15 protein-coding genes are annotated in these 21,244 nt (G+C 73.4%); 6 read left to right on the forward strand and 9 right to left on the reverse strand.

What is annotated here, in order from left to right:
* Positions 1–556: 556 nt before the first annotated feature.
* The 4 genes from AB0M28_RS23735 to AB0M28_RS23750 form a co-directional block, all read right to left on the reverse strand.
* On the reverse strand, positions 557–868 hold the full coding sequence (locus tag AB0M28_RS23735) for a hypothetical protein (RefSeq protein WP_365408320.1): 312 nt from the start codon (positions 866–868) through the stop codon (positions 557–559).
* Positions 865–1,167, reverse strand: a complete 303-nt coding sequence (locus tag AB0M28_RS23740) for a WhiB family transcriptional regulator (RefSeq protein WP_365408383.1) — start codon at positions 1,165–1,167, stop codon at positions 865–867. The genes AB0M28_RS23735 and AB0M28_RS23740 overlap by 4 nt, the downstream gene beginning before the upstream one ends.
* A gap of 177 nt (positions 1,168–1,344) precedes the next feature.
* Complete coding sequence (locus AB0M28_RS23745) at positions 1,345–1,692, reverse strand: hypothetical protein (protein ID WP_365408323.1); 348 nt, start codon at positions 1,690–1,692, stop codon at positions 1,345–1,347.
* A 161-nt stretch (positions 1,693–1,853) separates the two neighbouring features.
* Complete coding sequence (locus AB0M28_RS23750; protein WP_365408326.1) at positions 1,854–4,160, reverse strand: ATP-dependent DNA helicase UvrD2; 2,307 nt, start codon at positions 4,158–4,160, stop codon at positions 1,854–1,856.
* A gap of 34 nt (positions 4,161–4,194) precedes the next feature.
* Between AB0M28_RS23750 and AB0M28_RS23755 the strand changes: the two genes are divergently transcribed.
* Positions 4,195–4,650 (forward strand): DUF1772 domain-containing protein, encoded by a 456-nt coding sequence (locus tag AB0M28_RS23755; RefSeq protein WP_365408329.1) that lies wholly within the window; start codon positions 4,195–4,197, stop codon positions 4,648–4,650.
* A gap of 99 nt (positions 4,651–4,749) precedes the next feature.
* Positions 4,750–5,007 carry a mycoredoxin gene (locus AB0M28_RS23760; protein ID WP_153457053.1) on the forward strand — a complete coding sequence of 86 codons (258 nt, stop codon included), beginning with the start codon at positions 4,750–4,752 and terminating at the stop codon, positions 5,005–5,007.
* Between the two features lie 43 nt (positions 5,008–5,050).
* Here the strand turns inward: AB0M28_RS23760 and nudC are convergent, their stop codons facing one another.
* The 4 genes from nudC to AB0M28_RS23780 form a co-directional block, all read right to left on the reverse strand.
* On the reverse strand, positions 5,051–5,992 hold the full coding sequence (gene nudC / locus AB0M28_RS23765) for an NAD(+) diphosphatase (protein ID WP_365408386.1): 942 nt from the start codon (positions 5,990–5,992) through the stop codon (positions 5,051–5,053).
* Between the two features lie 5 nt (positions 5,993–5,997).
* Positions 5,998–7,404, reverse strand: a complete 1,407-nt coding sequence (locus AB0M28_RS23770) for a dipeptidase (RefSeq protein WP_365408332.1) — start codon at positions 7,402–7,404, stop codon at positions 5,998–6,000.
* Positions 7,405–7,441: 37 nt separating this feature from the next.
* Entirely contained in the window at positions 7,442–10,756 is a 3,315-nt protein-coding gene (locus tag AB0M28_RS23775) for an ATP-dependent DNA helicase (RefSeq protein ID WP_365408335.1), read from the reverse strand.
* A gap of 125 nt (positions 10,757–10,881) precedes the next feature.
* On the reverse strand, positions 10,882–13,752 hold the full coding sequence (locus AB0M28_RS23780; RefSeq protein ID WP_365408338.1) for a flippase-like domain-containing protein: 2,871 nt from the start codon (positions 13,750–13,752) through the stop codon (positions 10,882–10,884).
* 95 nt (positions 13,753–13,847) lie between these two features.
* Between AB0M28_RS23780 and AB0M28_RS23785 the strand changes: the two genes are divergently transcribed.
* From AB0M28_RS23785 to AB0M28_RS23795, 3 genes are all read left to right on the forward strand, one after another.
* Positions 13,848–14,216 (forward strand): MGMT family protein, encoded by a 369-nt coding sequence (locus AB0M28_RS23785; protein ID WP_365408341.1) that lies wholly within the window; start codon positions 13,848–13,850, stop codon positions 14,214–14,216.
* 141 nt (positions 14,217–14,357) lie between these two features.
* Entirely contained in the window at positions 14,358–17,849 is a 3,492-nt protein-coding gene (locus tag AB0M28_RS23790; RefSeq protein ID WP_365408389.1) for a UvrD-helicase domain-containing protein, read from the forward strand.
* Between the two features lie 98 nt (positions 17,850–17,947).
* Positions 17,948–18,700, forward strand: a complete 753-nt coding sequence (locus AB0M28_RS23795) for a hypothetical protein (protein WP_365408344.1) — start codon at positions 17,948–17,950, stop codon at positions 18,698–18,700.
* A 38-nt stretch (positions 18,701–18,738) separates the two neighbouring features.
* Here AB0M28_RS23795 and AB0M28_RS23800 read toward each other — a convergent pair whose 3' ends face one another.
* The gene (locus AB0M28_RS23800) at positions 18,739–19,533 is read right to left on the reverse strand and encodes a DUF4253 domain-containing protein (protein ID WP_365408347.1); all 795 of its coding nucleotides are present in this window, start codon (positions 19,531–19,533) and stop codon (positions 18,739–18,741) included.
* 152 nt (positions 19,534–19,685) lie between these two features.
* Here AB0M28_RS23800 and AB0M28_RS23805 point away from each other — a divergent pair, with 152 nt between their 5' ends.
* Entirely contained in the window at positions 19,686–21,218 is a 1,533-nt protein-coding gene (locus AB0M28_RS23805) for an alpha/beta hydrolase (protein WP_365408392.1), read from the forward strand.
* Positions 21,219–21,244: the final 26 nt, after the last annotated feature.

Below are 21,244 nucleotides of genomic sequence, written 5' to 3' on the forward strand. Positions count from 1 at the left end.
GGTCGGAGGCCCGAGGCCCAGGGCGGGGTCGGAGGCCCGAGGCCCAGGGCGGGGTCGGAGGCCCGAGGCCCAGGGCGGGGCCATGGCCCGGAGGCCCGGGGTGGGGTCGGAGGCCTGGGGCCCGGGGCGGGGTCGGAGGCCCGAGGCCCAGGGCGGGGTCGGAGGCCCGAGGCCCAGGGCGGGGTCGGAGGCCCGAGGCCCAGGGCGGGGCCATGGCCCGGAGGCCGGGGCCGGGGCAAGGAGCCAAGGCTGCCTCCGAGACTTGGGACCGGCACCTGGGGACCCGCGGGCGGGGGCGTGACCGTGCGGCGAACCCGCGGCGTGCGGCAACCGGCCTTGTGCGGCCAACCCACCCCGTGCAGCAAACCCGCCGCGTGCGGCCAACCCACCCCGCGCAGCAACCCCGCCGCGTGCGGCCAACCCACCCCGCGCAGCAACCCCGCCGCGTGCGGCCAACTCGCCGGGTGCGGCGGAGCTGCGTCCGGACAGGGCAGGGGCCCGGCCGGAAGTTCCGGACGGGCCCCTGGTGTTCAGGTGTGTGCCGAGGGGAGGGCGGTCAGTTCATGACCGCCATCGCCAGGGCGCGGCGGGCGCGCAGCTGGGCGCGTTCCGCGCGGCGCTGCAGCCGTCGCGCGGCCGCGAGTGCCACCGCGCGGCGCTCCGCGTCGGCCTCGCGCACGCGCTCGTGATATTGCGCGCGCGCCAGTGCTTCTGGCATGAGTTGCATTTCAAGCTTCCTGTTCTGGCGCTCGTCGATGGCGCCGGTTTCGGTTCGTGCGTGCGGTGAGTCGGTGAACGGGGTCATCGAAGGGACCTGCTTCTCGGGATCGTGCGCGAGGGGACGGGAGATGGTGCCGGGGGCGTTCATGCCGCGACCGGGTTCTTCCGCGGACGCCCACGCGGCCGCTTCCGGGCAACGACGACACCCTGGATGAACAGCTCCCCACCCCAGACGCCCCACGGCTCGCGCCGCTCCTTGGCGCCGGCCAGGCAGGCCTCACGCACGGGGCAGGTCTGGCAGAGCGACTTGGCGTACTCGACGTCCGCCGGCGTCTCCGCGAAGAAGACCTCCGGGTCGTAGGTCCGGCAGGGGACGAGGTCGCCGAGGCTCTCGATGCGCTCGTCGAGCTCGGTCAGTGCGGTGGACGAAGTCAAAGGGACCTCCAGGTCCGAGGGATGGTGAGGTGAGTCAGCGGGCGGGAGGTAGGGAGCGTGTACGGGGGTGGACACGGTGTGCCTTCCTGTCGGGTGGCTCTGGTCAGTCGGTGTGCTGGCAAATCAAAAGGGCCGCGGATCCCGGTTCGGGTTCCGCGGCCCTGGAAGGTGCCGTCTCGATCTTGTCGATCAAGATGGATCCTGCCAGGGTTCAGGGCCGCGGTTGGCCCGCATCTTCTGGTGCTGCTCGTTCGCATCCGTCGCTTCGATGGCGTTGAAGCCGCCGAAGGCCCACGTCTGCTCCTGGAGGCCGGCACCCGCGATGACGCCCGCATAGGCCTGCTTGGCCATTGCCGGTGCTGCCACGAGTGCCTGGGTCGGTCGCTTGACTACTGCGGCCGATCCAAGGGCGCTGCCCTGCACGCGGAGGGCACGGGAACCGGACAGACCGGTGCCGCGCAGACCACGCTCGGAGACGGCGAGCAGGCAGGAGGCGGCGACGGGACGGGCAGCCAGTTTGGTGATGATGCTCGACACGGGACTCGCCTCCTCTCGGCGTCTCAGTCGCAGTGAAGGTCACTGCGGGCAGCTATCAGTACAACACGGAATCAGTGGTTCCTGGAACCGCCTGCTTCCGTGCTCGGAAGGCTATGAGCCTTCCGAGGGCAAGCGCAAACCATTTTTCGAGGTTTTTTTGATCAGCCCTCCGACCCGACCCCGCCAGACGGCTCCTGACCTGCACAGATGGCCAGAACGTCGGTCCCAAATCTGTTCAACTTCCGTGCCCCGACACCTGAAATGACGGACAATTCGGATGAATTGCCGGGAACGGCCTCCGCGATGGCCAGCAGGGTCTTGTCGGTGAAGACGCAGTAGGCCGGCTGTCCGATGAGCCTCGCCTGCTCCTCGCGCCACTCCCGCAGCCGCTCGTAGAGCGCCTCGTCCAGCTCGCTCGGGCAGTCCTCGCACCGCATCAGCTTGATCTCGCCCGCCAGCGTCAGGGTGCGCCCGCAGACCCGGCAGCGCGCCTGGACCCTGCGCCGCGGCGCGCCCGGCCGCTCGCCCCGCGGCCGGAACTCCGGACCGCTACCCCGCTCGACGCCGCCCCCGCCGCCCGCGAAGGCGCGCCCGGAGAGGCCGCCGGTGCCCGGCCTGAGGCCGTTCAGGAAGCGCGTGGGCTCCCGGGACGCCCGGCCGCCCGGGGACCGCGAGAGCGACCAGGAGAGGTGCAGATGCTCCCGCGCCCGGGTCACCCCGACGTACAGCAGCCGACGCTCCTCCTCCACCTGCTCGTCGGTCCTGGCGTAGGTGATGGGCAGCATCCCCTCGGTGAGGCCGACGAGGAACACCGCGTCCCACTCCAGGCCCTTGGCCGCGTGCAGCGAGGCCAGCGTGACCCCGTCCACCGTCGGCGCGTGCTGCGCCTGGGCCCGGGCGTCCAGCTCCCCCACCAGGTCCGCCAGCGTCGCCCGGGGCCGGGCCGCGCCGAAGTCCTCCGCGAGGCGCACCAGCGCGGCCAGCGACTCCCAGCGGTCGCGCGCCGCACCGGACCCGGCCGGGGCCTCGGGCCGCCAGCCGCCGCCCTTCATGCTGCCGAGCACCGCCCGCACCTGCGAGGCGAGGCCGACGGCGTCGTCCAGCAGCGCGTCGTTCCCCCCGGCCCGGGCCGCGCCGCGCAGGGCGATGCCCGCCTCCCGCACCTCGGGCCGCTCGAAGAACCGCTCGGCGCCGCGGAGCTGGTAGGGCACGCCGTGGTCGGCGAGGGCCTGCTCGTAGATCTCGGACTGGGCGTTGATCCGGTACAGGACGGCGATCCGGCCGGCCGGCACACCGCCGTCGATCAGCTTCCGGATCCGCCGGGCCGTCCCCTCGGCCTCCGCGGGCTCGTCGGCGTACTCCGTGTACAGCGGGTCGGGGCCGGCCTCGCGCTGGGCGACCAGCTCCAGCCGGTGTTCGGCGGCGCGGCCGCGGGCCTGGGAGAGCAGGCCGTTGGCGAGGTGGACGACCTGGGGCGTGGAGCGGTAGTCCCGGACCAGCTTGACCACCGTGGCGCCCGGGTGCCGGAGGCGGAAGTTCAGCAGATGGTCCGGGGTCGCGCCGGTGAAGGAGTAGATCGTCTGGCTGGCGTCGCCAACCACGCACAGCCCGTCCCGGCCGCCCAGCCACAGCTCCAGCAGCCGCTGCTGCAGCGGGCTGACGTCCTGGTACTCGTCGACCACGAAGTGCTGGTACTGCGCCTGGACCTGCTCGGCGATGTCCGCGCGGTCCTGCAGCACGCCCACCGTGAGCAGCAGCACGTCCTCGAAGTCGATCACGCCCCGCTCGGCCTTGTGCTGTTCGTACGCGCGGTAGATGCCGGCCAGCTCGGCGGCGTCGCGCGGGACGTCCCGGCCGGCCTTGAGCGCGGCGGCGGCGTAGTCCTCGGGGGCGGTCTGGGTGACCTTGGCCCATTCGATCTCGCCCGCCACGTCGCGCAGCTCGCCCCGGTCGAGCCTGGTGCCGCAGCGCACCGCGGCCTCCGCGACCAGCTGGATCTTCCGCTCGGCCAGCCGCGGCAGCTCCCCGCCCACCGCCTTGGGCCAGAAGTACTGCAGCTGGCGCAGCGCCGCCGAGTGGAACGTGCGCGCCTGCACCCCGCCCGCGCCGAGCTGCCTCAGCCGCCCGCGCATCTCGCCGGCCGCCCGGTTGGTGAACGTCACCGCCAGCACGCTGGCCGGCTGCAGGATGCCCGCGCGCACGCCGTAGGCGATGCGATGGGTGATGGCGCGGGTCTTGCCCGTCCCCGCGCCCGCCAGCACGCACACCGGCCCGTGCAGGGCCGTCGCGACCTCGCGCTGCTCCGGGTCCAGGCCCTCGAGCACGGCGTCGGCCGTCTCGGGGACCTGTGGGAACTGCGAGAAGAGCGAGGGCTGGGGTGCTGCTGTCACCCCGCCATGCTGCCAGGTCCGGCGGGGCGCCCGGGTCCGTTGTCCACAGCCGGGGGGCGTTAGTACGACTATTCGCATGCCGCCGGGGCCGGATCGTGCCAGGGTGTGCGCCATGGCATCCGTCCTGCTCGTGCTCGCCACCGTGACGACCGGTCTGTACGTCGGTCTCTTCTACGCGTTCCAGTTCGTCTTCATGCCCACACTGGGCAAGGGGACGGACGGCGAGTTCACCGTCGTCATGCAGCGGATCAACCGGGTGATCGTGAACCCGTGGTTCATGGCCCTGTTCCTCGGGGTGGTCCTGTGGCCGCTGATCGCCGTCTTCACCGCCGACGCCAAGCTGCTCACCGGTCTGGGACTGGCCTGCAACGTGCTCTCGCACGCGATCACCATCGGCGGCAACATCCCGCTGAACCAGGCCCTGGACCGGGCCGCCCTGGACACCCGCGAGCAGCAGCTGGCCGCCCGCGAGGCCTTCGAGGTGAAGTGGAACCGGCTGCACGCGGCGCGCACCGCCGTCGGCGTCGCGGGCCTCGTGCTGCTGACCTGCGCCACCCTGGCACAGTGACCAGGGCCTCATCCGCCCCCGTACGGGAATGACCCGGCTCGCCCGCGCGTTCTGCTGCCTGGATACGGACATCCCGGACTGTTAAAGGAGTGCGACGCGATGGCGGGCACCGTGACGATGTACAGCACCACCTGGTGCGGCTACTGCCGCCGGCTGAAGGGCCAGATGGACCGCGAGGGCATCGCGTACACCGAGATCAACATCGAGCACGACCCGGACTCGGCGAAGTTCGTCGAGAGCGTCAACAACGGCAACCAGCTCGTGCCCACCGTGGTCGTCGTCCCGAAGCAGGGCGGCGAGTCCGTCGCAATGCCGAACCCGTCGCTCGCCCAGGTCAAGACCGCGCTGGGCGCCTGATCACCCGGGCGGCGGCCCGATCACCGGGACCACCGCCGCCTGATCACCAGGGCCGCGCCTTCGGCAGCGGCTCGCCGTACCAGAGTTCGATCAGCCGGGCCGCGATCGAGATGCCGGACGGAGGCAGGACCTCCCCGGACTCGAACGCGGCCCGCAGCTCTGCCCGGGAGAACCAGCGCGCCTCGTGCAGCTCCTCGCCGTCGACCCGTATGTCCACCGAGACGGCGCGGGCCAGGAAGCCGAGCATCAGGCTGGACGGGAAGGGCCAGGGCTGGCTGGCGACGTACTGCACGTCGCCGACCGTGACACCGGCCTCCTCGAAGACCTCGCGCCGCACGGTCTGCTCGATGGACTCGCCGGGCTCCACGAAGCCCGCCAGCGTCGAGAAGCGCCCCTCGGGCCAGTGGATCTGGCGGCCCAGCAGGATCCGGTCCTCCGCGTCCGTCACCGCCATGATCACCGCGGGGTCGGTGCGCGGGTAGTGCTCGGCCCCGCAGGCCGCGCAGCGGCGGATGTGCCCGGCGGCCGCGATCCCCGTGCGCTCACCGCAGCGGGAGCAGAAGCGGTGGGTGCGCTGCCAGTTCTCCAGCGCGACCGCGTGCACCATCAGCGCCGCGTCGCGGTCGTCCAGCAGCAGACCGGCCTCGCGCAGCCCGGCGGGGCGGGCGGAGGCGTCCATCCGGCCCGGCAGGGTGTCCTTCTGCAGCGCGAAGTAGCGCACGCCGTCGGCGTCCGTGCCGAGGAAGTACCGGTGCTGCTCGGTGACCGGCGCCTCGAAGGACGGGGTCATCACCAGCTCGGTGCGCCCGTCGGCGGTGTCGTCGATCAGCACCTGGCCGCCGGAGACGACGAACACCCGCGTGGTGGGGTGGCTCCAGGCGGCGGCCAGCCACGCCTCGTCCAGCCGGTGGTGGGCGGCGCGGTCGATGCCGCTCTCGCCGGTCAGCGAGATGGGCGCGATGGTGTGCACCGGGTCGCTCCAGATCGCGGTCACTGCGCTCCCCCTGTCGTTCCGGAGGCCAGTTCGCCCCAGAGATGGGCGGCGGTCTCGACGCCCTTGGTCAGCAAGTCCAGCTCAACTTTCTCATTCGGCGCGTGCCAGCCGTCCGACGGGACGGAGATGCCGAGGAAGAGCACGGGCGCCCCGAGGACGTCCTGCAGGTCGGCGGCGGGGCCCGAGCCGCCCTCGCGGGTGTAGCGCACGTCCGTCCCGAAGGCCCGCCCCATGGCCCGCGTGAGCGCCTGCAGCGCCGGGTCGTCGAGCGGCGTGAGGCAGGGGCGGGTGGCGCCGGTCCAGGTGATCTCGTGGCGGATGCCGGCGGGCAGCCGCCCGGCCACCCAGTCGCCGACCGTCTTCTGTACGCCGTCGACGTCCTGTCCGGCGACCAGACGGAACGACAGTTTGAGGAAGGCGGAGGACGGCACGATCGTCTTGCCGCCGGGGCCCTGGTAGCCGCCGCCGATGCCGTTGACCTCGGCGGTGGGGCGGGCCCAGATCCGCTCCAGCGTGGAGTAGCCGGCCTCGCCGAGGGCGGCGCGCGAGTGCGCGGTCGCCAGCCACTGCTCCTCGTCGAAGGGCAGCTGGGCGAACAGCTCCCGCTCGCGGCCGGTGAGTTCCACCACACCGTCGTAGAAGCCGGGGATCGCGACCCGCCGCTCGTCGTCGTGGAGGGCCGCGGCGAGGCGGGCGGCCTCGGTGGCCGGGTTGGGCACGGCGCCGCCGAAGGAGCCGGAGTGGATGTCCTGTGCGGGCCCGTACAGGGTGACCTGGCACTCGGCCAGGCCGCGCATGCCGGTGCAGACGGTGGGTGTGTCCTTCGCCCACATACCGGTGTCCGACACGATCACGGTGTCGCAGGCCAGGCGGTCGGCGTTACGGCGGACGAGCGCGGCGAAGTTCGGGGAGCCGGACTCCTCCTCGCCCTCGACGAGCAGCTTCAGGTTCACGGCCGGCGCGCTGCGTCCGGTGGCGTGCAGGTGGGCGCGCAGGCCCAGGGTGTGGAAGTACACCTGGCCCTTGTCGTCGGCCGCGCCGCGGGCGTACATCCGGCCGTCGCGGATCTCCGGCTCGAAGGGGTCGCTGTGCCAGCCGTCCTCGACCGCGGCGGGCTGGACGTCGTGGTGGCCGTAGACCAGCACGGTGGGCGCGCCGGGGTCGTCGGAGGGCCACTCGGCGTAGACGGCGGGCAGGCCGTCCGTCTCCCAGACCTCGGCGGTCGGGAAGCCGGTCTCTGTGAGCTTTCCCACGAGCCAGTCCGCGCTCGCGCGGACGTCCGGGGCACGCTCGGGGGCCGCGGACACGGACGGGATGCGGAGCCATTCCTGCAGATCGTCGAGGAATGCGGGGGTATGGGCCGAAATAAACGTGCGGACCGCGCTGTCCGGGGTGCTGCTCATGATGTTGAGCCTAACGGGTGGCCGCACCCGCACCGGCTCACTCGTCCGGCGCCAGCAGGTGCTCCAGTTCCTCCCTGCCCGGGAGGTCCGGTCTGACGATCTCCCCCGTGCGGACGTAGAGGAACGCCGCGGAGACGTCCTCCGGGTCGATGCCCCATTCGTCCGCCCAGGCCAGGCGGTAGACCGCAAGCTGGAGCGGGTCCGCCGTGCCGGTGCGGCCCGTCTTCCAGTCGACCACCTCGAAGCGGTCCTCCCCGTCCCGGTACACCGCGTCGATCCGGCCCCGGACGATCCGGCCCGCCAGGGTGAGCTGGAACGGCGCCTCGACGCGGAACGGGGTGCGGTGGGCGTACTCCGTACGCTCGAACGCCTCCTTGAGCGCCGCGAGATCGCGTTCGTCGGCGATCTCCGGGCCGTCCTGCGGCAGCCATTCGTCCGCGCCCGGCAGCTCCTCGGGGCCGAGCATCGGCAGCGGCAGCTCCTCGAAGCGGGACTCCACCCAGGCGTGGAAGCGCGTGCCCCGCCGGGCCGCGGGCTGCGGCGGGCGCGGCATCGGGCGGGCCAGCTCCTGGGCGAAGCCGTCCGGGTCGGCGGCCATGCGCAGCAGCTGGGAAGCCGTGAGGGTGTACGGCAGCTCCACGTCCCAGGAGGCGGCTCGGGCGGCCCGCAGCTCGGCCTCCAGGGCGTCGATGTCGCGGTCCCAGGAGGCGATGTGGCGGACGGTCTCCGGGGGGAGGGCATCGGGGGTGTCCCCGGGGGCGCGCGGGTCGTCCTCAGACGGCTCCGGGGCGTCGTCCGGGTGCCCCTCCGGCGGTTCCGCCGCGTCCTCCTCCTCTGCCCGCTGGTGCGGCACCGCCGCGAGGTACGCCTCCACCGCCGCGGCTGCCGCCCGCCGCCGCCCGGTCGCGGCGGCGTCCAGCGGCAGTGGCCAGACGCGCTCCGCCGCGCCCGCCGTCAGCGCCGGGTTCTCGGCGTCCTTCGCGGGCTCGTCGGCCCACGCCTCCACCTCGCCGTACCCCTGCTCGCAGTGCTCGCGCAGCGCGTGCAGGAACGACGACGGGCCGCGCCGGCGCTTCTGCGTCGGCCCCCACCAGTGGCCCGAGCCCAGCAGCATGCGGCGCGGGCGGGTGAACGTGACGTAGCCGAGGCGGAGCTCCTCCACCGCCTGGTGGTCGCGCAGCGCCGTCTTGAACACCTTGATGCCCTTCGCCGACCACTCCTCCATCTCCGGCAGCGTCTCCGCGTCGCCGCGCAGCGTGTGCGGGACGACCTTGCCCTGCGCGGTCCACGCCTCGCGCGCCTCGGTGCTGGGGAAGTGCGACTCGACGAGTCCCGGGACGGCGACGACGTCCCACTCCAGGCCCTTGGACTTGTGCGCGGTGAGCACCTTCACCGTGTCCGCCCCGTCGGTCGGCAGCGCGGCGTCGAGCCCCTTCTCGTACTGCTGGGCGGTGCGCAGGAAGCCGAGGAAGGCGAGCAGCGTCGCCTCGCCGTCGACGGAGGCGAAGCGGGCGGCCGTGTCGAGGAAGTTCTGCAGCGTCTCGCGGCGGCGGGCGGCGAGCGCGTGCGGGGAGGCCGACAGCTCGACCTCCAGTCCGGTCACCGACAGCACCCGGTGCAGGACGTCCATCAGCGGGTCGGCGAGCGAGCGCCGCAGGTCGCGCAGCTCCGCCGCGAACCGCGCGAAGCGCACGTGCGCCTCCCCCGAGAACGGCAGCCCGTCGTCGGCGTCCCCGTCGAGGAACGTGTCCAGGGCGTCCGCGAGGGACGCCACCTCCGCCGGGTCCACGCCCTCGACGGCCGCCGCGAGCCGGGCGTCGGCGTCGTCCATGTCCTGCGAGGCGGTTGGGGTATCCCCTGCTCGAGCGAAGCCGAGAGCTTGGGGAAGGACGAGCAGTCTCGCCCGCCGTCCGAGGAGCGCCAGGTCGCGGGCGCCGATGCGCCAGCGGGGGCCGGTCAGCAGGCGTACGAGGGAGGCGTTCGCGGTGGGGTCCTGCAGCACCTCGCACATCGCCACCAGGTCGGCGATCTCCGGCAGGTCCAGCAGCCCGGACAGGCCGACGACCTCCACCGGCACGTCCCGCGCCACCAGCGCGCCCTGGATCTCCGCGAAGTCGCCCGCCGTACGGCACAGGACGGCGATCTCGCCGGGAGGCGTGCCCGTACGCACCAGATGGGCGATGGAGTCGGCGAGCCACGCCAGCTCCTCCTCGTGCGTGTCCAGCAGCGCGCAGCGCACGACGCCGTCGCGCTCCGCCCCGGGCGCCGGGCGCAGCGCCTCGACGCCCGCGTGCCGGGCGCGCAGCGGTTCGGCGAGGCCGTTGGCCAGCTGCAGCAGCCGGCCGCCGCTGCGGCGGTTCTCGCTCAGCGAGTAGCGGCGGGCGGGCGGGAAGTGCCGCGGGAAGTCGTCGAGGTTGGCGACGGAGGCGCCGCGCCAGCCGTAGATCGCCTGGCAGGGGTCGCCGACGGCCGTCACGGCGTGCCCGCCGCCGAACAGCCCGGCCAGCATCCGCCGCTGGGCGACGGAGGTGTCCTGGTACTCGTCGAGCAGGACGACCCGGAACTCCTCGCGCAGCTGCCGCCCCACCGCCGGGTGCCCCTCGGCGAGCTGGGCGGAGAGCGCGATCTGGTCACCGAAGTCGATGAGGTCCCGCTGCCGCTTCTCCCTGCGGTACGCCTCGACCAGCTCGGCCAGCTCCAAGCGGGCCTCGGCGGCCCTGGGCACCTTGCGCAGGTCGTCGTTGGTCAGCCGGACGCCCTCCAGTTCGCGCAGCAGCCCCCCGTCGTGGGCGCGCAGGGCGGCCGGCGGGACGAGGTGCTCGCTCAGCTCGGCGTCCAGCGCGAGCAGTTCGCTCACCAGCGTGGCGAGCGGCTTGGTGAGCGCGGGGTACGGGCCGGGGGCGGCCTTCAGCACGCGCGCGGCGAGCTGGAAGCGGGTGGCGTCCGCGAGCAGCCGCGCCTGGGGCTCCAGTCCGAGCCGGAGCCCGTGGTCCTTCAGCAGCTGCCCGGCGAAGGCGTGGTACGTCGAGATGCGCGGCTCCTCGACGGGCTCCTCCGCGAAGGGATCCGGCTCCAGGACCCCGGCCTTCGTCAGCGCGGTGCGCACCCGTTCGGCGAGCTCGCCGGCGGCCTTGTTGGTGAACGTCAGGCCCAGCACCTGCTGCGGGGCGACCTGCCCCGTGCCCACGAGCCACACCACGCGGGCGGCCATCACGGTGGTCTTGCCCGAACCGGCCCCGGCCACGATCACCTGAGGGGCGGGCGGGGCGGTGATACACGCCGTCTGCTCCGGGGTGAACGGGATCCCCAGGAGCTCCTTGAGCTGCTCGGGGTGGGTGATACGGGCTTGCACCCACGAGAGCGTAGCGGTGGGCACCGACAGCGGTGACGGGTACCGGGGAGTGGGCCCGGTGGGGCGGGGGATCTGCTACGCGGCTGTCGCGGAGGTCACAGCGCGACCAGCGTGACGGGGACGGGCTAAACCGCGCCCTTGCGCGTCAGGTACGTGAAGCTGAGCCAGCCCGGCAGGACCGGCAGCCAGAACGTCAGGAGGCGGAAGAGGAGGACCGCCGACAGCGCCGTGTCGGAGGGCAGGCCGGCCGCCGTGAGGCCCGCGGTCAGGGCGAGTTCGACCGCGCCCACGCCGCCCGGGGTCGGGGCGGCCGAGCCGAGCGCGTTGCCGGCGAGGAAGACGACCGCGATCGACGCGAGCGACAGCTCGCCGCCGAAGGCGCGGATCGACGCGTCGAGGCAGAGCACGAACGACGTCGTCAGCAGCAGCATGCCGCCGATGCCCGTGAAGAGCTTCGACGGCCGCTGGACGACGTCCAGCATCCGGGGCACGACCCCCGCGAACAGCGACCGCACCCGGGTGGAGACGAACTTCCGCATCAGCGGAACGGCGGTGATCACCAGCACCATCACCGCGATCGCCAGCAGCCCCGCGATCACCGTCCTGGACGGGGACAGCGACGGCGTGCGCTCCGTTCCGGTGATGTAGCCCATCACCACCAGCAGGATGATGTGCGACCCCAGCCCGAAGAGCTGCGACGCCCCCACCGACGCGACCGCCAGCCCGGGACGTACGCCCGCGCGCTGCAGGAAGCGCGCGTTGAGCGCGACGCCGCCGACCGCCGCGGGCGCGACCAGCTTCACGAAGGAGCCGGCGACCTGCGCCAGCACCGTACGGACGTACGACACCTTCTCCGGCACGAAGCCCAGCAGGCTCATCGCGGCCGCGATGTACGAGGCGGCGGAGAACACCAGCGCCAGCGCCGCCCAGCCCCACTCCGCCTCGCTCAGGCTCTTGTCGAGGCTCACGTGCGTGAGCTGCGTCAGCAGGAAGTACGCCGCGAACACCGCGGCGATGATGCTGACCAGCGTCCGCGGCTTGATCCGCTCCAGCCGGGCCGGCTCGACGGCGGCCTGCGGACGGATCAGCAGCACCTGGTGGCGGATCTGGGTGAGCAGATCGTCCTCCCGGGCCGCGTCCAGCGCGTCCTCTATGGCCTTCTTCTCCGCGCGTACGGACTTCTTGTCGAGCCCCTTGCCGACCTTCGACGCCTCCAGCAGCGCCTCCCGCTCGCGCTCCTTCTGCGTGCGCGTCAGCCTGCGCAGCGCCGCCACGGTGCCGCGCGACAGGGCGATCTTCTGCAGCAGCGGCAGGGAGTCGGCGACGGCGTCCGGCCCGAGCACGTGCACGGCCGCCGACACCGCCCGCTCCGGGCCTACGCGCAGCGCGAACGTCGTCATCAGCTGGGCCACGTCCGCCCGCAGCACCACGTCGCCGGCGGCGATCTCGCCGCCCCGCAGATCCGTGACGTAGACCGTGCCGGAACGATCCACCAGCACCGCGTCGCCGTCCAGCCGCCGGTGGGCGATGCGCCGCGACTGCAGCGCCCGTACCTGCTTCCAGGCGCGGTGCATCAGCTCGTCGGTGATCTCGTCGTCGGCGAGGGTGTCGAGCTTGCGGCCGCCGATGTGCTCGTACACGAGCATCACCGCGTCCGGGCCGAGCTCGGAGGTGGCGATGAGCTTCGGCGCGTTGGCGCCCGCGGCCAGCGCCGCGTACGCGAGCAGCGCCTCCTGCTCCAGCGACTGGCGCAGCGACTGGATGCTGCGGCGCTGGTAGATGCCGCGCAGCGAGAGCCGGCGCCAGGCCCGGTAGAAGAAGCCCTGTGCCTGCTGCTCGCGGTCGACGACGGTGACGTCGAGCGGGTTCGCGCCGCCCTCGAGCGTGACGATGTAGCGCAGGCCGCGGCCGTGGCGCTCCCTGTCCGACTCGGTCTGCGGCTCGTCGGGGACGTGCGCGGTCACCGGGCGGAAGCCGACGCGGCGCAGGCCCGCGAGGAGGTTCTGGCCGGTGGGGCGGACGTTCGGGGAGCCGACGGCGTACAGCGTGCCGTACGCCACCGTCCAGCCGATCAGCACGGTCAGCAGCATCGCGAACGGCGTCGAGTAGCCCCCTATGAGCACCGTCAGCCCGTCGAGGATCAGCACCAGCCACATCAGGACGCGCCAGCCGGCCCGCCGGGACATCCCGACGGCGGTCATGTACGCGATGACGGGCGCCAGATAGCCGTGCACCGGGTCGGTCCGCTCGCCCATCTCGCCACCCGGCACCTGCTGGGTCAGCGCCACCTGGACCGCCTCCGGGGCGGAACCGGTCACCCACAGGGCGATCCCGAGACCCACGCCGTGCGCGATCACCGCGGCGAGCACGCCGTCGGCGACCCGCAGCCCGTCGCGTTTGACCAGCCGCTCCACGGCGAAGGCCACCGGCACGACGAGGACCGCGACGGACGACACGAAGCCGCCGATGCTGACCAGGACGGAGGGGGCGGAGCTCACGCCCTTGTTGAAGTCCTCACCGATGCCCTCGGTGGTGGCGTTGGCGACGGCCGCGATGCCCAGCACCGCGATGATTCCGAGTACGCCGAGCAGCAGCCGCATCAGGTCGGAGGGCCGGTGCACCCGGGCGGGCAGCAGCGGCTCGTCGCCCTCCACGCGGTCCACGGTGGTGGGCAGCGGGGCCTCGGCGGACACCTGCGGGCCGGCTCCGGGGGGTGGCTCTACGGCCGGGGGCTCGGGCTCGGCAGTCGGCTCGGGCTTTTCAGTCGGCTCGGGCTTGTCAGGGCCCGGCTCGGGCTTGTCAGGACCCGGCTCGATGGACCCGGACTTCGCGGCCCCGGGCCCCGTGGACCGCGCCTCGTCGGCCTCCCGGGAGCGCGCCTCACCGGACTCGCGGGCAGCCCGACGCACCGGCTCGCGCTTCTGTCGCGCGCCGGTGGCCTTGTCCGTCCTCCCGCCCGTGATGGCCTCTCCCTCGTCCCTGATGCCGTCGGTCACCGGCCGGCTCCCCCGGGGATGCCGTTCGGTGCATGGTGGCATGTCCCGACCCCGAAGGGTTGCATCCGGGTCCTTTGTCGGCGCCATGGGGCACCATGTGCCGAATGAGCGAACCCATCTCCGAAGAGCTCCCGGAGTACGCGGACCGGGTGCTGGAGGCTGCCGAGCGCATCCCGCCGGGCAAGGTCATGACGTACGGCGACGTGGCCGAGTTCCTGGGCGAGGGCGGTCCCCGGCAAGTGGGCCGGGTGATGGCGCTCTACGGCGGCGCGGTGCCCTGGTGGCGGGTCGTGCGGGCCGACGGACGGCTGCTTCCGGGGCACGAGCTGCGTGCTCTGGAGCACTACCGGGTGGAGGGCACGCCGCTGCGGACGGCGTCCCGGAGTGCTGAGAATCACATACCGAAGCTGGATCTGCGCCGGGCCCGCTGGGACGGTTCGGACGAGGGCGAAGGTCACAACTGACAGCTTCCGCCATCCCCCACCATCGCTCCCGGCCACGCGCGCGTACGGAGTAGCGTTCGGCCCCAGACCCCTCCACCGGCACAGGCGATCCACGTGAGTCCTTCCTCCTCGTCCGCGACAGCGGCTGCCTCGCCGTACCGGCTGGTCAGGACACCAGTCGTTGCGGCGGCACCCCCTGTCCCGGACGCAGGACAGCGCGCTGTGGTTGATCACGACTCGGGTCCGCTGCTGGTGCTGGCCGGCCCCGGTACGGGCAAGAGCACGACGCTCGTGGAGGCCGTCGCCGAACGCGTGCGCAAGGGCACCGAGCCGGAGCGGATCCTGGTGCTCACCTTCAGCCGGAAGGCGGCGATGGAGCTGCGCGACCGGATGGCGGCCCGGATGGGCGGTGCGGCGGGGGCCGTCGCGACCCCGCAGGCGACGACGTTCCACTCCTACTGCTACGCCCTGGTCCGCGCGCATCAGGACGCCGACCTGTTCGCGGAGCCGCTCAGACTGCTGTCCGGTCCGGAGCAGGATCTGTTCGTACGGGAACTGCTCGCCGGCGAGGGCGACCGGCCGGGCGGCGTCCGCTGGCCCGCCGAGCTGAAGGCGTGCCTGACGACGCGCGGCTTCGCCGACGAGGTGCGGGCGGTGCTGGCGCGCAGCCGGGAGCTGGGGCTGGGGCCGGAGCAGCTGGGCGCCTTCGCGGAGCGGCTGGGGCGGCCCGACTGGGGGGCGGCGGCCGGGTTCCTCGCCGAGTACCTGGACGTGCTCGACGCCCAGGGCGTACTGGACTACGCGGAGCTGGTGCACCGGGCGGTGCTGCTGGCGCTGCGCCCCGAGGTGGCCGCGGAGCTGGCCGCGCGGTACGACGCGGTGTTCGTCGACGAGTACCAGGACACCGATGCCGCCCAGGTGCGGCTGCTGCAGGCCCTGGCCGGGCAGGGGCGGACGCTGGTGGCGTTCGGCGATCCCGATCAGTCGATCTACGCCTTCCGCGGCGCGGACGTCGGCGGCATCCTCGAGTTCCCGTACGCGTTCCCCCGGCCCGACGGCACCCCGGCGGACGTGGCGGTGCTCGGGACGTCGCGGCGCTCCGGCAAGGTGCTGCTCGACGCGACGCGCGAGCTGACCAAGCGGATGCCGATGCCGCTGCTGCCCGCCGACTCGGTACGGGCCCACCGCGCCCTGACGCCCGTGCGCGGCGGCGGTCGGGTGGAGGTGTACACGTACCCGACGGCGAGCGCCGAGCTGGACAACGTCGCCGACATCCTGCGCCGGGCACATCTGGAGGACGGCGTCCCGTGGAACGAGATGGCGGTGCTGGTCCGCGCGGGCGGGCGCACGATCCCGTCGGTGCGGCGGGCACTGACCTCGGCCGGCGTGCCGCTGGAGATCTCCGGCGACGACATGGCACTGCGGCACGAGCCCGCGGTGGCGCCCCTGTTGCTCGCGCTGCGGGTGGCGGCCGCCGGGGCGCTGGAGGGGGCGACGGGGCCGGGCGGGGTGCCGGGGCAGGTGTCGTCGGAGGAGGCGATGGGGCCGGCTGAGGACGTAAGTAGGGCTTCTGGCGAGGGCGAGGAAGCAGACGGGAGCGAGGGTGTAGACGAAGGCGAGGACGCGGACCAGGGCGAGGTAGCAGACGAGGACCAGGGCGAGGTCGCAGACGAGGACCAGGGCCAGGTCGCAGACGAGGACCAGGGCGAGGTCGCAGACGAGGACCAGAGCGAGGTCGCAGAAGCGGACCAGGCGCCCGCCCCCGACGGCGACCCCGCGTCCCCCGCCCTCGATCCGGAGACCGCCCTCACCCTCCTCACCTCCCCCCTCGGCGGACTCGACTCCGCCGATCTGCGCCGCCTCGGCCGGGCGTTGCGCGAGGAGGAGCGGGCCGGGGGCCGGGCCGTGCCGCGGCCCTCCGACGTACTCGTCGCCGAGGCCCTCGCCGACCCGCGCCGCCTCGTGGCGCACGACACGGCGTACGCCCGCGGCGCCCAGCGGCTCGCGCTGCTGCTGCGCGACGCGCGCGAGGCGCTGGCCCGCGGCGCCACCGCCGAGGAGGCGCTGTGGCTGCTGTGGGACGGCACGCCCTGGCCGCACCGGCTCGAGCGCTCCGCCCGGCGCGGCGGGCCCGCCGGGCGCAACGCCGACCGCGATCTGGACGCCGTGTGCGCGCTGTTCGAGACGGCGGCCCGCGCGGAGGAGCGGTCGGGCGGACGCGGCGCGCTCAACTTCCTGGAGGACGTCGACCGCCAGGACATCGCCGCCGACGTCCTCACCCGCCGGGTCGCGCGCCCCGACGCCGTCCGCCTCATGACCGCCCACCGCTCCAAGGGCCTGCAGTGGCGGCTGGTCGTGGTGGCCGGCGTACAGGAGGGCCTGTGGCCGGACCTGCGCCGCCGCGGCTCGCTGCTGGAGGCGGACCGCATCGCCCCGGACGGCATCGCCGACCCGCTGACGCCGGGCGCCCTGCTGACCGAGGAGCGCCGCCTGTTCTACGTCGCGGCGACACGCGCGAAGGAACGGCTGGTCGTCACCGCGGTGAAGGCCGCCGCCGACGACGGCGACCAGCCCTCCCGCTTCCTCACCGAGCTGGGCGTCGAACCCAAGGACGTCACCAGCCGGCCCCGCCGTCCGCTGAACATCACCGCCCTGGTCGCGGAGTTGCGCGCCACGACCGTCGACCCCGACGCGCCAACCGGGCTGCGCGAGGCCGCCGCCCGCCGCCTGGCCCGGCTCGCCGCCCTGACGGACGAGGGCCAGCCGCTGGTGCCGTCCGCGCATCCGCACCGCTGGTGGGGGCTCGAGGATCCGACGGAGAACGCCGTTCCGATACGGGACCGCGAGCTGCCCGTGGCGCTCTCCGGCAGCGCGCTCGACCAGCTGGTCGACAAGTGCTCCCTGCAGTGGTTCCTCGGCCGCGAGGTGAAGGCCGACACCCCGGCCAGCTCCGCACAGGGCTTCGGCCTCGTCGTACACGCGCTGGCGGACGAGGTGGCGTCCGGCCGTACGCCCGCCGATCTCGACGTGCTGATGGAGCGGCTCGACACCGTGTGGGACGGGCTGGCCTTCGACGCTCCGTGGAAGTCGGGGCAGGAGAAGGAGAACGCGCGGGCCGCGCTGGAGCGGTTCCTGCGCTGGCACGTGCTGGAGCGCGGCGGACGGCGGGCGGTCGGCTCGGAGCACGGCTTCGACGTGACGCTCAAGGCGGGCGAGTTCGAGGTGCGCATCCGCGGCTCCATGGACCGGGTGGAGGAGGACGCCGAAGGCCGGGCGTACGTCGTGGACTTCAAGACCGGCAAGCAGAAGCCGAGCGGCGCGGACATCGAGCACAACGCGCAGCTCGCCGTCTACCAGGCGGCCGTGGCGGCGGGCGCCGCCGACGAGTTGTTCGACGGCCGCACCCCGGAGGCCGGCGGGGCGGAGCTGGTGCACCTGCGGCTGCCCGCGCCGAAGCGGGAGGGCGGCGACACGATGCCGGCCGTCCAGCGGCAGGACCCCGTGCCGGCCACCTGGATGGGTGAACTTCTCGCCACCGCCGCGGCGCGCGTCCTGGACGAACGCTTCCGGCCGTCGCCCGGCGACCACTGCTCGATGTGCGGTTTCCGCAGCTCATGCAGTGCGCGGGCGGAGGGGCGCCAGATCGTGGAGTGAGCGCGTGCCCCTCGCGCGCGGGGCACGCCACTGATCGCCGTGTGGTCGGATGTCACGTCCGTCACCTACGGGCGTCGCCCATGAGCAAGGAGTGACCAGTGGCTGTCCGGAACTTCGCGTCCCCGAGCCCTGCCGGCAGGACCCGCGTGCTTGTCGTCGCGGGTGCGATCACAGGCCTCCTCGCCGGCTGCTCCGGCGGCGGGGGCGGGCTCGCGGACAAGCCGGCCGACGAGATCGGCCGGGCGGCGGTCACGGCGATGAAGTCGGCCACGTCGCTCACCATGCGGGGCGCGATCACCCCGCCCACGGGGGCCGCGTCGCGGCTGAGGCTGTCCGTCAGCACGACGGGCGACTGCTCCGGGACGATCGAGGCGGTGTCCCCGCCTTCCCAGGTCCGGGTGCTGGTCGTGGACGGCGCCTCGTACATGAAGCCGGACCACCGCTATCTGGTCGCCAACGCGGGCGGCCCCGACCGGGCCAGGGTCACCGAGCGGAAGATCGCGGGCCGCTGGCTGAAGCTCGACGACCGGTCCGGGGCGGACGAGTTCAAGGGTCTGTGCGACCTCGACGAGCTGCTCGCGGGCCTCGACCCGGGGAAGGCGGGCGCGAAGGCGGAGAAGGGCGACGAGGCGACGGTCGACGGCCGGCGCGCGATCCCCATCACGGACCGGAACGGCAAGCAGACGACGACGGCGTGGGTGGCGGCGGAGGGCACGCCGTACATCCTCCGGCTGGAGAGCCGCGGCGGCACCGACACGGGCACGATCACGTTCTCGGACTTCGACAGCGCGAAGCGGCCGACGTCACCGGCACCGAAGGAGTACTTGGAGATGGCGCGGCTCAACGGCTGAGCGGCCGGGGCCAGGTGTTCCGTCCCGGGACGGAACACCTAGTCCCACCAGAAGTACCAGCTGCCGCCGAGCACTTGGGTTCGCGCCAGCTCCTCGATGCCACCGACCCCCTGATCGACGATGTCGGGACAGTACGCACACTGCTCCAGCGCGGCCCTGGCGACTCCCTCGGGCGTCCGGGGCCGCCGCCCGACCAGCAGCTCCATGACACCCTCCTGGAGGGTGACCAGTTCGGCGCCGTACTGCTCGTGGAAGTAGCGCAGGACCGCGCCGTGCTGGGCGCCGGTGATGTCGTGGTTGCAGGCGCCCGCCCAGTTCAGCAGGGCGGGCACGTGGTACCCGTGGACGGCCCGCACCAGGCAGAGCGTGGTGCGCTCCTGGTGGATCGCCGAGATGTACGTGCCGCCGACCTGGTCGAGGTCCACGTCGCCCGCCAGCCGTGCGGCGAGCGACGTGACCCGCGGTGCGGACAACTCCCAGTCCCCCCAGCCGGACAGCAGCTCCCGCCCGTCGGGTACGCCGGTGTCGGGGCGGCCGGACGGCGGGGCGAACTGCGGTGTCAGGCCGGTCAGTAGCCCGCCCAGGTCCTCCGGATCCCCCGCCAGCACCGGCCACCAGCCGGTCAGGCCGTGCAGCGTCCGCAGATCGCTCCACAGGCGGAACGCGTCGACGCCGGCCAGCACCCCGGCGTACACCGGTGTTCCGTCGACCGTGGTCACCGGTACCGCACCGTGCCGGTTCCCGTACGGGACCGCCGCGGCCGCGCGGAGGTCGGGAAGCGCTATGCCCCGTGCCACGCACAGCCGCCGCACTTCGGGGATCGTCATCGCCATGCGGCGACCGTACCGGCGGGGCCCGGTGGCGGGTCCCGCGCGGTCACCCTTTCGCCCCTCCCACCGCGCGCCCCCCGGGCGCTGCTGCACACGATGGCCGTCCAGCCGCCGTAATCCCGGGAGCCGCCGTGCAGCCGTCCGCCCGTGTCAGGATGATCGTCGCCGCCGGGTTGCTGGCCGGACTGGCCGGCGCCTGCGGGAGTTCGTCCGGGTCCGGGGACGAGTCGCGTGCCTCCGGCGCGTCCGGTGAGCGGACGGGGCTGCGGGCCGCCGGGGATCTCGACTGGAAGACCTGCAAGCCGAAGACCACCGGCTCGGCCACCGCCACCGGGGTCCTGCGCTGGGAGTGCGCGACGCTGCAGGTGCCGCTGGACCACGAGAAGCCCGACGGCGAGAAGATCGGCCTGGCGATGATCCGGACCAGGGCGGCCGACGAGGACAAGCGCCTGGGCTCGCTGCTGTTCAACTTCGGCGGGCCGGGCGGTTCCGGCGTCGACACGCTGCCGAGCGCCGCGAACCTCTTCGAGACCCTGCGCACCCGCTACGACCTGGTGAGCTTCGACCCGCGCGGCGTCGGCGCCAGCGAGGGCGTGCGCTGTCTGAACAACAAGCAGCTCGACGCGTACTTCGCCGCCGACAACACCCCGGACACCCCCGCCGAGGAGCGGGCGTACGTCCGTAACATCAAGCGCTTCAACGCGGCCTGCGAGAGGAACTCCGGCGCGGTCCTCCCGTACGTCGGCACCGAGGACGCCGCCCGCGACATGGACCGGATGCGCGCGGCGCTCGGCGACGACAAGCTGCACTACTTCGGCATCTCCTACGGCACCGAACTCGGCGGCGTCTACGCCCATCTCTTCCCGAAGAACGTCGGCCGCGCCGTGCTGGACAGCGCCGTCGACCCCACCCTGGACGCCGTACAGAGCTCGCTCGCCCAGGCGAAGGGCTTCCAGCTGGCGCTGGACAACTACACGAAGGACTGCGCGGCCCAGGGCGAGGACTGCCCGCTGGGCGAGGATCCGCAGGAGGCCGCGAAGAAGGTCGCCGACCTGATCAAGCGCCTCGACTCCACGCCGTTCCCCGGCATCGGCGACCGCGAGACCACCCAGGCGCTGGCGGTCAGCGGCATCGCCCAGGCGCTGTACTCGCAGGACTTCTGGCCGATCCTCTCCGAGGCGCTGGAGGAGGCGAACACCGAGGACGGCCGGCTGCTGATGGCCCTCGCCGACGCGCTCAACGGCCGTGACGAGAACGGCGAGTACAGCACCCTGCAGTCGTCCTTCACGGCGATCGGCTGCGCGGACTCCTCCGAGCGGCCGACGACCGAGGACGTACAGGAGCTGCTGCCGGAGTTCGAGAAGGCGTCGCCCGCCTTCGGGCCGTTCATGGCCTGGTCGCTGCTGAGCTGCACGGACTGGCCGGTGAAGGGCGCCTGGAAGACGCCGGACGTGAGCGCGAAGGGCTCCGACCCGATCCTGGTGGTCGGCACCACCAACGACCCGGCGACGCCGTACTCGGGCACGAAGCACATGGTCGAGGAGCTGGGCGAGGGCGTCGGCTACCAGCTGACCAACGAGGGCGAGGGCCACGGCGCGTACACCGGCGGCAGCACCTGCGTACGGGAGGCGGTGGACGCGTACCTCTTCGAGGGGACGCTGCCGGAGGAGGGCGCGACCTGCCGGTAGGGCGCGCAGCACGCCGGCACCCACCA

The organism is Streptomyces sp. NPDC051940 (assembly GCF_040680895.1).
GTDB lineage: Bacteria > Actinomycetota > Actinomycetes > Streptomycetales > Streptomycetaceae > Streptomyces.

What these genes read in the sequence shown, in the direction of transcription:
- AB0M28_RS23770 (WP_365408332.1), bottom strand. Translation starts at nt 7,404, where the DNA reads ATGAGCAGCACCCCGGACAGCGCGGTCCGCACGTTTATTTCGGCCCAT.
- AB0M28_RS23750 (WP_365408326.1), bottom strand. Translation starts at nt 4,160, where the DNA reads ATGCGAATAGTCGTACTAACGCCCCCCGGCTGTGGACAACGGACCCGG.
- AB0M28_RS23805 (WP_365408392.1), top strand. Translation starts at nt 19,686, where the DNA reads ATGATCGTCGCCGCCGGGTTGCTGGCCGGACTGGCCGGCGCCTGCGGG.
- AB0M28_RS23800 (WP_365408347.1), bottom strand. Translation starts at nt 19,533, where the DNA reads ATGGCGATGACGATCCCCGAAGTGCGGCGGCTGTGCGTGGCACGGGGC.
- AB0M28_RS23755 (WP_365408329.1), top strand. Translation starts at nt 4,195, where the DNA reads ATGGCATCCGTCCTGCTCGTGCTCGCCACCGTGACGACCGGTCTGTAC.
- AB0M28_RS23735 (WP_365408320.1), bottom strand. Translation starts at nt 868, where the DNA reads ATGAACGCCCCCGGCACCATCTCCCGTCCCCTCGCGCACGATCCCGAG.
- AB0M28_RS23785 (WP_365408341.1), top strand. Translation starts at nt 13,848, where the DNA reads ATGTGCCGAATGAGCGAACCCATCTCCGAAGAGCTCCCGGAGTACGCG.
- AB0M28_RS23760 (WP_153457053.1), top strand. Translation starts at nt 4,750, where the DNA reads ATGGCGGGCACCGTGACGATGTACAGCACCACCTGGTGCGGCTACTGC.